Genomic DNA, 10263 nt, shown 5'->3' with positions numbered 1-10263 from the left:
GCAAGAAGGCGGGAGCGGGCCTGGACGATCCGTCGTTCGTGCAGCCGGACCGGCCGATGTCAGCCATCGGTGGCTGAGGAAGCCTCTTCCCATTCCGTCAGCAGGACAACGTCCTTCAAAAACCCCCGCACCCCGAGAAACTGCGACAGATGCTCGCGATGCTCCTCGCACGCGAGCCATGTCTTTCGCCGCTCCGGCGTATGAATCTTCGGGTTGTTCCACGCCAGCACCCACACGGCGTCGGCCCGGCAACCCTTGGCAGAACAGATAGGTGTGTCACTCACAGATACGTCTCACAAGTCGCGCACAAAAAGGCGACGCCGAGCAGCCACGGGGGGAGCTGCCCGGCGTCGGTCCGTCGCTCCGACGGGGGATGCGGAGCGCCTACGAAGTATGTCACGGGTAACCCGTCGCCCGGCACCGGAACAACACTATTGATCTGAGCTTTTCCTGAGCTTGGCGCGGAGTCGACTTCCGGAACGAACCCGTCCGCCGCATCACACCCCGTCACGGGGTTTGCTTTGTGCGCCGGGTTCCGAGTCACCCGCCACATCTTCCGGGACGGATTCCGCGAAACCGTCATTCGTCCGCGGTGGCGCGATCATCGGTCGCACATGTGCGGTCACGAAGGTCGACGGCAGAGACGGCGCATTCTCGCGCCCCGCGTTGGCGATCACCACGGCGATGTACGGCAGCACCGCCCCGAGCACCAACGCCACGATCGCGACGTGCCGTTCGACGTTCCACAGGGAGGCCGCAAGGATCACCGACAGCGTCCGGATCGACATCGAGATGACGTACCGTCGCTGCCGGCCGCGCACATCCTCCTCGAGACTCGCCCGGGCCCCGGTGATCCGGAACACCTCGGAGTGGCCGCTCGAGCGCAGCTTCCGCATCACATTCCACCATCCGCCCGCATCGGACTCTCCCCCTGCCCGTACCCGTCCGCCCCCGTCGGGGACCCGGGCCAGGACACCCTCCACGTTACGCCTCGTCTCCGCCGTCCACGAGACCGGGGCCCCTGCCACCTGGGGGAACGCGATGGGCCATAACGCGTACGGCGGTACCTGGCATGCGGCGTACCGGGGCCGCGCCAAGACTGGCCGTACTGCTCACCCCGAGCCGTACGAGGAGGCAGCCATGGGCTGGTTGTGGGCGATCATCGTGGGATTTGTGCTGGGCCTGCTCGCGAAGGCGCTCATCCCCGGCAAGCAGCACAGCCCCCTCTGGCTGACCACCATCTTCGGCATGCTCGGCGCCATCGTCGGCAACTCCGTCGCCCGAGCGTTCGGCGTCGAGTCGACCCGCGGCATCGACTGGAGCAGGCACGCCTTCCAGATCGTCGCGGCGGTGATCATCGTGTATGTGGGGGACATGCTGTACCTGGCGACGCTGGGCAAGAGGAAACAGCAACGGGCGTGAGTTAACAACGCCGTGCAGTGGAGACGTCCCTCAGGGGCGCGGGGAACTGCGCGACCAGCCACGACGAAGCCGCGGCCCGCAGATCACCGCACCCCTATGGCGAAACCCGAAAAACGCTACGCCCCGGTGACCTCAACGGCTGCCAGGTTCCTCTTGCCCCGCCGCAGCACCAGCCACCGCCCGTGCAGCAGATCCTCCTTCGCCGGCACGGCATCTTCCCCGGCGACCTTCGCGTTGTTCACGTAGGCCCCGCCCTCCTTCACGGTGCGCCGAGCCGCCGACTTGCTGGCCACAAGCCCGACCTCGGCGAAGAGGTCGACGACCGGGCCGAGCCGCTCCACCTGGATGTGCGGCACCTCGGACAGCGCCGCTGCCAGCGTCCGGTCGTCCAGCTCCGCCAGCTCCCCCTGCCCGAAGAGCGCGCGGGACGCGGCGATCACCGCGGCCGTCTGGTCGGCGCCGTGCACCAGCGTCGTCAGCTCCTCGGCCAGCGCACGCTGCGCCGCACGCGCCTGAGGGCGCTCCTGCGTCTGCTTCTCCAGCTCCTCCAGCTCCGCACGCGACCTGAAGGACAGGATCCGCATGTACGTCGAGATGTCCCGGTCGTCCGCGTTCAGCCAGAACTGGTAGAACGCGTACGGCGTCGTCATCTCCGGGTCGAGCCAGATGGCGCCGCCCTCGGTCTTGCCGAACTTGGTGCCGTCCGCCTTGGTCATCAGTGGCGTCGCCAGCGCGTGCACGCTCGCGTGCGGCTCCAGCTTGTGGAGCAGGTCAAGACCGGCCGTGAGGTTGCCCCACTGGTCGCTGCCGCCCTGCTGGAGCGTGCAGCCGTACCGCCGGTACAGCTCCAGGAAGTCCATGCCCTGCAGCAGCTGGTAACTGAACTCCGTGTAGCTGATGCCCTCTTCGGACTGGAGCCGACGGGCGACCGAGTCCTTGGTCAGCATCTTGTTGACGCGGAAGTGCTTGCCGATGTCCCGCAGGAACTCGATGGCCGACAGGCCGGCCGTCCAGTCCAGGTTGTTCACCATCACCGCGGCGTTGTCGCCCTCGAAGGACAGGAACGGCTCGATCTGCGAGCGCAGCCGCGTCACCCAGTTCGCGACCGTCTCCGGGTCGTTCAGCGTGCGCTCGGCCGTCGGGCGCGGGTCGCCGATCTGGCCCGTGGCACCACCGACCAGCGCCAGCGGGCGCAGGCCCGCCCGCTGGAGGCGGCGCATGGTGAGGACCTGGACCAGGTGGCCGACGTGCAGGCTGGCCGCGGTCGGGTCGAAACCGCAATAGAACGTGACGGGACCGTCCGCGAGCGCCTTGCGCAATGCGTCCTCGTCAGTGGACAGGGCGATCACGCCACGCCACTTCAGCTCGTCGACGATGTCCGTCACGGTTCTCGTGTCTCCTCGATGATCTTCGGCCGGTCGGATGACAGCCGATTGCGAACGCCTACGAGGTTATACGCCCTGACTGACAGAGCTCATGTTGAAATCGGGGACCCGCAGCGGCGGCATCGCCGCCCTGGTGAACCAGTCGCTCCACTCCCTGGGCAGCGTCTTCTCCGTGCGCCCCGCCTCCGACGCCCGGCCCAGCAGGTCCACCGGCGACTCGTTGAACCGGAAGTTGTTGACCTCGCCGGTCACCTCGCCGTTCTCGACGAGGTAGACGCCGTCCCGGGTCAGGCCGGTCAGCAGCAGGGTCGCCGGGTCGACCTCGCGGATGTACCACAGGCAGGTCAGCAGCAGCCCGCGCTCGGTGCTCGCGACCATCTCCTCGAGCGAGCGGTCCTCGCCGCCGTCCAGGATCAGGTTCTCGATCCCCGGCGCCACGGGCAGCCCGGTCAGCCCCGCACTGTGCCGGCTGGTCGTGAGGTGCTGCAGCTCGCCCTCGCGCATCCACTCGGTGGCCGTGAGGGGCAACCCGTTGTCGAACACCGACGTGTCGCCCCCGGAGGAGTGCGCGATCACGAAGGGCGCGGACTCCAGGCCGGGCTCGTTCGGGTCGCTGCGCAGCGTCAGCGGCAGTCCGCTGAGCCGCTCGCCCACGCGCGTGTTGCCGCCCGGCTTGGAGAACACCGTGCGGCCCTCGGCCGCGTCCCGCCCCGACGCCGACCACATCTGGTAGATCAGCAGGTCGGCCACGGCGGTCGGCGGCAGCAGTGTCTCGTACCGGCCCGCCGGCAGCTCCAGGCGCCGCTCGGCCCAGCCGAGGCGTACGGCCAGCTCGGCGTCCAGCGCCGTCGGGTCCACGTCCTTGAAGTCCCGCGTGGAGCGCCCGGCCCACGCCGAGCGGGTGCGGTCGGGCGACTTGGCGTTCAGCTCCAGCGTCCCGTTGGGCTGGTCGTGCCGCAGCCGCAGGCCGGTGGACGTGCCCACGTACGTCGACACCAGCTCGTGGTTGGCGAAGCCGTACAGCTCCCGCCCGCCCGCACGCGCGCGTGCGAACGCCTCGCCGAGCGCCGGGGCGAAGTCGGCGAACACGGCGGACGACGTCTCGGCGGGGACGTCCGTGAAGTCCGGCGCCACCGGTACATCCGCCACCAGCGGCTGCGCGTCCTCGGCGGGCCCGGCGCCGCGCGCGGCGGCCTCGGCGGCCCGCACCAGCGGCTCCAGCTCGTCCGCGGTCACCGCGGAGCGCGACACCACCCCGGAGGCGGTGCCCTCCTTGCCGTCCACGGTCGCCACGACGGTGAGCGTGCGCCCGCGCGTGACGCCGTTCGTGGTCAGCGCGTTGCCCGCCCAGCGCAGATTGGCGGTCGACTGCTCGTCGGCGATGACGACACAGCCGTCCGCCCGCGACAGCTCCAGGGCCCGCTCGACGATCTCGTGCGGCTTGCTCGCCTTGTCGGAGTGAGCGCTCATCGACCGGCCTCCTGCGTGGTGTTAAGGATGTTGACGCCCTTGAAGAGGGCCGACGGGCACCCGTGCGAAACGGCCGCGACCTGCCCCGGCTGGGCCTTGCCGCAGTTGAAGGCGCCGCCGAGGACGTAGGTCTGCGGACCGCCCACCGCGGCCATCGAGCCCCAGAAGTCGGTGGTCGTCGCCTGATAGGCCACGTCCCGCAGCTGCCCGGTGATCCGCCCGCTCTCGATCTTGAAGAACCGCTGCCCGGTAAATTGAAAGTTGTAGCGCTGCATGTCGATCGACCAGGACCGGTCACCCACGACATAGATCCCGCGGTCCACGCTCCCGATCAGATCCTCCGTCGACATCCCGGCCGGATCCGGCTGCAGCGACACGTTGGCCATGCGCTGCACCGGCACATGCCCGGGGGAGTCGGCGAACGCGCACCCGTTGGACCGCTCGAACCCGGTCAGCCTCGCGATCCGCCGGTCGAGCTGATAGCCGACCAGGGTGCCGTTCTTCACCAGGTCCCAGGACTGGCCCGCGACGCCCTCGTCGTCGTAGCCGATCGTCGCCAGGCCGTGCTCGGCGGTGCGGTCACCGGTGACGTTCATCAGGTCCGAGCCGTACCGGAGCTTGCCGAGCTGGTCGAAGGTGGCGAAGGAGGTGCCGGCGTAGGCGGCCTCGTAGCCGAGGGCGCGGTCCAGCTCGGTGGCGTGGCCGATGGACTCGTGGATGGTCAGCCACAGGTTGGAGGGGTCGACGACGAGGTCGTACGGCCCCGGCTCGACGCTCGGCGCCCGCATCTTCTCGGCGAGCAGCCCCGGGATCCGCTCCAGCTCGCCCTCCCAGTCCCAGCCGGTGCCCGTGAGGTACTCCCAGCCGCGTCCGACCGGTGGCGCGATGGTGCGCATGGAGTCGAACTCACCGCTCGACTCGTCGACCGACACGGCGGTGAGCTGGGGGTGCAGCCGCACCCGCTGCTGGGTGGTCACGGTCCCGGCGGTGTCGGCATAGAACTTGTTCTCATGGACGGTCAGCAGCGAGGCGTCCACGTGATTGACGCCGTCCGCCGCCAGCAGCCGCGCGCTCCAGTCCGCCAGCAGCCCCGACTTCTCCTCGTCGGGCACAGTGAACGGATCGATCTCGTACGACGAGATCCACGTCTTCTCGGCGTGCACGGGCTCGTCGGCGAGCTCCACCTGCTCGTCCGACCCGGCGGCCTTGATCACCTGGGCGGACAGCTTCGCCATCGCCACCGCCTGCGAGGCGACCTTGGCGGCGGCGTCGAGCGTCAGGTCCACACCCGAGGCGAATCCCCACGTACCGCCGTGCACGACCCGCACCGCATACCCGAGGTCGGTGGTGTCCGACGACCCGGCGAGCTTGGCGTCCCGCAGCCGCCAGGACGCGCTGCGCACCCGCTCGAACCGGAAGTCCGCGTGCTCGGCGCCCAGCGCACGCGCGCGTGCGAGCGCGGCGTCGGCCAGGGCGCGTAGCGGAAGCGCCGTAAAGGCTTCATCGATCGTATGAGGCACGGAGGTCTCCCTGCTGTCGTGGCCTGTCGGTCCCGATCATCGCGCGCGGGCCGGGCAGTGGACCACACGTTTCCGGCTGGAGTCGGCCGCTTTCTGTAGAGACCCGACAGTGACTCCCGTAAGCCACTGTGGGCGCCCGAATGTCCGTCGCCGGGAGGGGACCGATAGGTTTTCGGTGAAGCCGCCTGTCAGCCAGCCGCTCGGGCGGATGTGCCAGACCCCTATCGAAAGGGTGATCCGTTGAGCCGCTCGGTTCTCGTCACCGGAGGCAACCGGGGCATCGGCCTCGCCATCGCCCGCGCTTTCGCCGACGCCGGCGACAAGGTCGCGATCACATACCGCTCGGGTGAGCCGCCGGCCGGCTTCCTGGCCGTCAAGTGCGACATCACCGATACCGAGCAGGTGGAGCAGGCCTACAAGGAGATCGAGGCCGAGCACGGCCCCGTCGAGGTGCTGATCGCCAACGCCGGCATCACCAAGGACCAGCTCCTGATGCGCATGTCCGAGGAGGACTTCACCTCGGTCGTCGACACCAACCTCACCGGCACCTTCCGGGTGGTCAAGCGCGCCAACCGCGGCATGCTGCGCGCCAAGAAGGGCCGCGTGGTGCTGATCTCGTCGGTCGTCGGGCTCTTCGGCGGCCCCGGCCAGGCGAACTACGCCGCCTCCAAGGCCGCCCTGGTCGGCTTCGCGCGCTCCCTCGCCCGTGAGCTGGGCTCGCGCAACATCACCTTCAACGTCGTCGCGCCCGGCTTCGTCGACACCGACATGACCAAGGTGCTCACCGACGAGCAGCGCGCGAACATCGTGTCGCAGGTCCCGCTCGGCCGGTACGCGCAGCCGGAGGAGATCGCCGCGACGGTGCGGTTCCTCGCCTCGGACGACGCCTCGTACATCACTGGAGCCGTCATCCCCGTTGACGGCGGACTGGGAATGGGTCACTGACAACCATGAGCGGAATTCTCGAGGGCAAGCGCGTCCTGATCACCGGTGTGCTGATGGAGTCCTCCATCGCCTTCCACGCCGCCAAGCTGGCCCAGGAGCAGGGCGCCGAGATCATCCTGACCGCGTTCCCGCGGCCGACGCTGACCGAGCGCATCGCCAAGAAGCTCCCCAAGCCCACCAAGGTCATCGAGCTCGACGTGACCAACGACGAGCACCTCGGGCGCCTGGCCGACCTGGTCGGGGAGGAGCTCGGCGGCCTCGACGGCGTCGTGCACTCCATCGGCTTCGCACCGCAGGACGCGCTCGGCGGCAACTTCCTCAGCACGCCGTTCGAGTCCGTCGCCACCGCGATGCACGTCTCCGCGTACTCCCTGAAGTCGCTGACCATGGCCTGTCTGCCGCTGATGCAGAACGGCGGCTCGGTCGTCGGCCTCACCTTCGACGCGCAGTACGCCTGGCCGCAGTACGACTGGATGGGCCCGGCCAAGGCCGCCCTGGAGGCCACCAGCCGCTACATGGCGCGCGACCTGGGCAAGCAGAACATCCGCTGCAACCTCGTCTCCGCGGGCCCGATCGGCTCCATGGCCGCCAAGTCCATCCCGGGCTTCAGCGACCTGGCCTCCGTGTGGGACAGCCGCTCCCCGCTGGAGTGGGACCTCAAGGACCCGGAGCCGGCCGGCAAGGGCATCGTCGCGCTGCTGAGCGACTGGTTCCCCAAGACCACCGGCGAGATCATCCACGTGGACGGCGGCCTGCACGCCATCGGCGCCTGACCTGCCGCTACGTCGTCACGACGCCCCGTTTCCCGCCCGCTCGCGGGGAGCGGGGCGTCACCCGTTCGGCCCATCAGGCGAGGCGGGCCAGGCCTGCGGCGGCGCACCCTGGAGTACGCGTTCCATCACGTGAGCCCCTCTCCCGTACGGCCGAGGAGGTCCCGTTGTGCGCTTGTTCCGCCGCCTGGCCTCGACGACCGTCGCCGTCGCCCTGGTACTGCCCCTGTCGTACGCCGCGAGAGCGGAGGAGGGGCCGCACCGGGAGCCGTTCGGCGCAGCGTGCCGCATCAGCGTCACCGGCTCACAGGTGACCGCCTACTGCCACAACCCCTATCCGGCCACGGACCGCGTGAGCCTGCACGTGGAGTGCGCCCGCTGGTGGGACCTCGACAGCGACGGCTCCCCGGTCGCCGCCGGGCCGGCGCAGACCGTACGGCTGACCGCCCGCTGCTGGAAGGAGGTCGGCTCGGCGTGGGTCAGCCACCGGCGGGAGAGCTGAAGCGCCCCGGACGGCACAGGAACGGATAGCTGGCCGCCTCGGTCGCGGCGGCCGCCGCGTCGCCCGCGCGGATCGCGTCGACCAGCCGCGCGTGGTCCATGTACGACTCCGGCGTCAGCTCCGGGCCGACGTCCCCGCGCAGCCAGTCCCGCAGGACCTCGCTCAGGTCCGCGTACATCGCGATCATCACGTCGTTGTGGGAGGCCGCCACCACCGCCAGGTGGAAGGTCGCGTCGGCCGCCACGAACGTCTCCGCGTCGCCCGACTCCCAGGCCTCCTCGCGCCGCACCAGCAGCGCGTCCAACTGCTTGAGGTCCTTCTCCGTGCGCCGCTCGGCGGCCAGCTTCGCGGCGCCCGACTCCAGCGTGGAGCGCAGCTCGGCGATGTGCCGGGGGTCGGCGTCGGCGAAGCGGCGGTGCATCACGCCGGCCAGCTCGCTGGTCGCCACCACATAGGTGCCGGAGCCCTGGCGGATGTCCAGCAGGCCGTTGTGCGCGAGCGCGCGGACCGCCTCGCGGACCGTGTTGCGGGCCACGCCGAGCTGCTCGACCAGCTCGGGCTCGGTCGGGATGCGGGATCCGACGGGCCACTCGCCCGTGGTGATCTGGTTCCGCAAGGCCGCGATGACCTGCTCGGACAGCGCCGAGCGGCGGGGGTGGCTCAGGGGCATGGCACACCTTCGCACGTCAGGGGCGCGGTGGGCGACCCGGGACAACGGGGTGGACAGTCAATCATCCTATGATTCTATGATGGGCCGCATGGCACGTGAGGAAACCCGGACGGTGACGTCCATGCGCATACGCACTCCCGAGACACACACCGCAGAGCCCGCCACGCGCGCGTGGACGACGCGGCTGCTGGTGCTCGGCATCGTGCTGACCGCGCTCAACCTCCGCCCCGCCATCACCAGCCTCGGCGCCCTCCTCGAAGAGGTCCGCGACGCGCTCGGCATGAGCGGCAGCGTGGCCGGGCTGCTCACCTCCGTGCCCCCGCTGTGCTTCGCCGTCTTCGGCGTCGCCGCCCCGCGCCTGGCCCGCCGCTTCGGCCCGGGCGCCGTGGTGTGCGCGGGCATGGCCGCCATCACCGCGGGGCTGCTCGTACGGCCGTACGCGGGAAGCACGGCCGGATTCCTGGCCGCCACCGCGCTCGCCCTCATGGGCATCGCGGTCAGCAACGTCCTGATGCCGGTCATCGTCAAGCGCTGGTTCCCGGACCGGGTCGGCTCCATGACCGGCCTGTACTCGATGGCCCTCGCCCTCGGCACCGCGTCCGCGGCGGCCGTGACGGTGCCCATGACCGAGATGCTGGGCGGCAGCTGGCAGACCGGGCTCGCCGTGTGGGGAGCGCTCGGAGTGGCGGCCGTACTGCCGTGGATCCCCTTCGTGCGGGACCGGGGGACGGCGACCGCCGCGTCCACCCGGGAAGACCACGCGCGCGTGCAGGTGCCCGCGCCGCGGATCACCCGGAGCCGCACCGCCTGGGCACTCGCCGTCTACTTCGGGCTCCAGGCCACCGGCGCCTACATCACGATGGGCTGGATGGCCCAGATCTTCCGGGACGCGGGCGTGCCCGCGTCCGCCGCCGGGCTGCTGCTCGCCGTGACCATGGTGATGGGCGTGCCGCTCGCCTTCGTCATCCCGCGCCTCGCCACCAGGCTGCCCCACCAGGGCCCGATCGTGCTCGCACTGGGCGCCTGCGGCCTCGTCGGCTACGCCGGCCTGTACCTGGCCCCGGTCGCCGGAGCCTGGGTGTGGGCCCTGCTGCTCGGCGTCTCCAACTGCTCGTTCCCGCTGGCCCTGACCATGGTCGGCATGCGGGCCCGGACCAGCGCGGGCGTGGCCCAGTTGTCGGGCTTCGCGCAGAGCACCGGCTATCTGATCTCCATCCCCGGCCCGCTCCTGGTCGGCGTGCTCTACCAGCACAGCGGCGGCTGGGGGCTGCCCATCGCCCTCATGGCCGGTCTGATGATCCCGCAGATGGCGGTGGGTGTCCTGGCGGGACGCAACCGCACGGTGGAGGACGAGGCGGCTCGCTGAGGGAACCCCGGCGGACCGGCGGCGGGCGACGGGTGCGAGACTCTCCGTATGCCAGTGCTCGACCCGAACCCCCAGAACGGCCAGAAGAAGATGCTGCTCGTCTTCGGCGCGTTCTTCGCCATCTTCGTGATCATCGCCATCGTCGCGACGATCGCCTCCCCCTGACGCCACAACCCCGACGGACGCCCCCGACGGATCCCCGGGCACACCTCG

Annotated in this window: 12 protein-coding genes; 6 read left to right on the top strand and 6 right to left on the bottom strand. The window is 70.3% G+C overall.

What is annotated here, in order from left to right:
* Positions 1 to 59: 59 nt before the first annotated feature.
* Together ACP4J3_RS47720 and ACP4J3_RS47715 are read right to left on the bottom strand one after the other, a co-directional pair.
* Positions 60 to 284, bottom strand: a complete 225-nt coding sequence (locus ACP4J3_RS47720) for a hypothetical protein (protein ID WP_426543995.1) — start codon at positions 282 to 284, stop codon at positions 60 to 62.
* A gap of 213 nt (positions 285 to 497) precedes the next feature.
* Positions 498 to 896: a DUF3099 domain-containing protein gene (locus ACP4J3_RS47715; RefSeq protein WP_426543993.1), complete on the bottom strand. Its 399-nt coding sequence runs from the start codon at positions 894 to 896 to the stop codon at positions 498 to 500.
* 244 nt (positions 897 to 1140) lie between these two features.
* Here ACP4J3_RS47715 and ACP4J3_RS47710 point away from each other — a divergent pair, with 244 nt between their 5' ends.
* Complete coding sequence (locus ACP4J3_RS47710) at positions 1141 to 1422, top strand: GlsB/YeaQ/YmgE family stress response membrane protein (RefSeq protein ID WP_426543999.1); 282 nt, start codon at positions 1141 to 1143, stop codon at positions 1420 to 1422.
* 116 nt (positions 1423 to 1538) lie between these two features.
* Here ACP4J3_RS47710 and tyrS read toward each other — a convergent pair whose 3' ends face one another.
* From tyrS to ACP4J3_RS47695, 3 genes are all read right to left on the bottom strand, one after another.
* Positions 1539 to 2807: a tyrosine--tRNA ligase gene (tyrS, locus tag ACP4J3_RS47705; protein WP_426543991.1), complete on the bottom strand. Its 1269-nt coding sequence runs from the start codon at positions 2805 to 2807 to the stop codon at positions 1539 to 1541.
* A gap of 66 nt (positions 2808 to 2873) precedes the next feature.
* Entirely contained in the window at positions 2874 to 4277 is a 1404-nt protein-coding gene (locus tag ACP4J3_RS47700; protein WP_426543989.1) for a metallopeptidase TldD-related protein, read from the bottom strand.
* Positions 4274 to 5797, bottom strand: a complete 1524-nt coding sequence (locus ACP4J3_RS47695) for a TldD/PmbA family protein (RefSeq protein WP_426543987.1) — start codon at positions 5795 to 5797, stop codon at positions 4274 to 4276. Before ACP4J3_RS47695 ends, ACP4J3_RS47700 begins: the two co-directional genes overlap by 4 nt.
* Positions 5798 to 6037: 240 nt before the next feature.
* Here ACP4J3_RS47695 and fabG point away from each other — a divergent pair, with 240 nt between their 5' ends.
* The 3 genes from fabG to ACP4J3_RS47680 all read left to right on the top strand — a co-directional run bounded on the left by fabG (position 6038) and on the right by ACP4J3_RS47680 (position 8014).
* Positions 6038 to 6742 (top strand): 3-oxoacyl-[acyl-carrier-protein] reductase, encoded by a 705-nt coding sequence (gene fabG / locus ACP4J3_RS47690; protein ID WP_426543985.1) that lies wholly within the window; start codon positions 6038 to 6040, stop codon positions 6740 to 6742.
* Between the two features lie 5 nt (positions 6743 to 6747).
* Positions 6748 to 7515 (top strand): enoyl-ACP reductase FabI, encoded by a 768-nt coding sequence (gene fabI, locus ACP4J3_RS47685; protein WP_426543983.1) that lies wholly within the window; start codon positions 6748 to 6750, stop codon positions 7513 to 7515.
* A 166-nt stretch (positions 7516 to 7681) separates the two neighbouring features.
* Positions 7682 to 8014, top strand: a complete 333-nt coding sequence (locus ACP4J3_RS47680) for a hypothetical protein (protein WP_426543981.1) — start codon at positions 7682 to 7684, stop codon at positions 8012 to 8014.
* On the opposite strand, the gene ACP4J3_RS47675 is transcribed toward ACP4J3_RS47680, so the two are convergent.
* Complete coding sequence (locus ACP4J3_RS47675) at positions 7992 to 8684, bottom strand: FadR/GntR family transcriptional regulator (RefSeq protein ID WP_426543979.1); 693 nt, start codon at positions 8682 to 8684, stop codon at positions 7992 to 7994. The two genes, ACP4J3_RS47680 and ACP4J3_RS47675, sit on opposite strands and share 23 nt — an antisense overlap.
* A gap of 76 nt (positions 8685 to 8760) precedes the next feature.
* On the opposite strand from ACP4J3_RS47675, the gene ACP4J3_RS47670 reads away from it, so the two are divergent.
* Together ACP4J3_RS47670 and ACP4J3_RS47665 are read left to right on the top strand one after the other, a co-directional pair.
* Positions 8761 to 10050 (top strand): CynX/NimT family MFS transporter, encoded by a 1290-nt coding sequence (locus ACP4J3_RS47670; RefSeq protein WP_426543977.1) that lies wholly within the window; start codon positions 8761 to 8763, stop codon positions 10048 to 10050.
* Between the two features lie 48 nt (positions 10051 to 10098).
* Positions 10099 to 10215: an SGM_5486 family transporter-associated protein gene (locus ACP4J3_RS47665; RefSeq protein ID WP_426543975.1), complete on the top strand. Its 117-nt coding sequence runs from the start codon at positions 10099 to 10101 to the stop codon at positions 10213 to 10215.
* Positions 10216 to 10263 lie beyond the last annotated feature (48 nt).

The organism is Streptomyces sp. UG1 (genome assembly GCF_049974585.1).
Taxonomy (GTDB): domain Bacteria; phylum Actinomycetota; class Actinomycetes; order Streptomycetales; family Streptomycetaceae; genus Streptomyces.
Note: the sequence above shows the minus strand (reverse complement) of the source record. Positions and strands in the feature narration are given on the sequence as shown.

Excerpts from the sequence above, each read along its gene's own strand:
- ACP4J3_RS47665 (WP_426543975.1), top strand. The coding sequence starts at position 10,099 with ATGCCAGTGCTCGACCCGAACCCCCAGAACGGCCAGAAGAAGATGCTG.
- ACP4J3_RS47710 (WP_426543999.1), top strand. The coding sequence starts at position 1,141 with ATGGGCTGGTTGTGGGCGATCATCGTGGGATTTGTGCTGGGCCTGCTC.
- ACP4J3_RS47715 (WP_426543993.1), bottom strand. The coding sequence starts at position 896 with ATGCGGAAGCTGCGCTCGAGCGGCCACTCCGAGGTGTTCCGGATCACC.
- ACP4J3_RS47700 (WP_426543989.1), bottom strand. The coding sequence starts at position 4,277 with ATGAGCGCTCACTCCGACAAGGCGAGCAAGCCGCACGAGATCGTCGAG.
- ACP4J3_RS47675 (WP_426543979.1), bottom strand. The coding sequence starts at position 8,684 with ATGCCCCTGAGCCACCCCCGCCGCTCGGCGCTGTCCGAGCAGGTCATC.
- ACP4J3_RS47670 (WP_426543977.1), top strand. The coding sequence starts at position 8,761 with ATGATGGGCCGCATGGCACGTGAGGAAACCCGGACGGTGACGTCCATG.
- fabI (WP_426543983.1), top strand. The coding sequence starts at position 6,748 with ATGAGCGGAATTCTCGAGGGCAAGCGCGTCCTGATCACCGGTGTGCTG.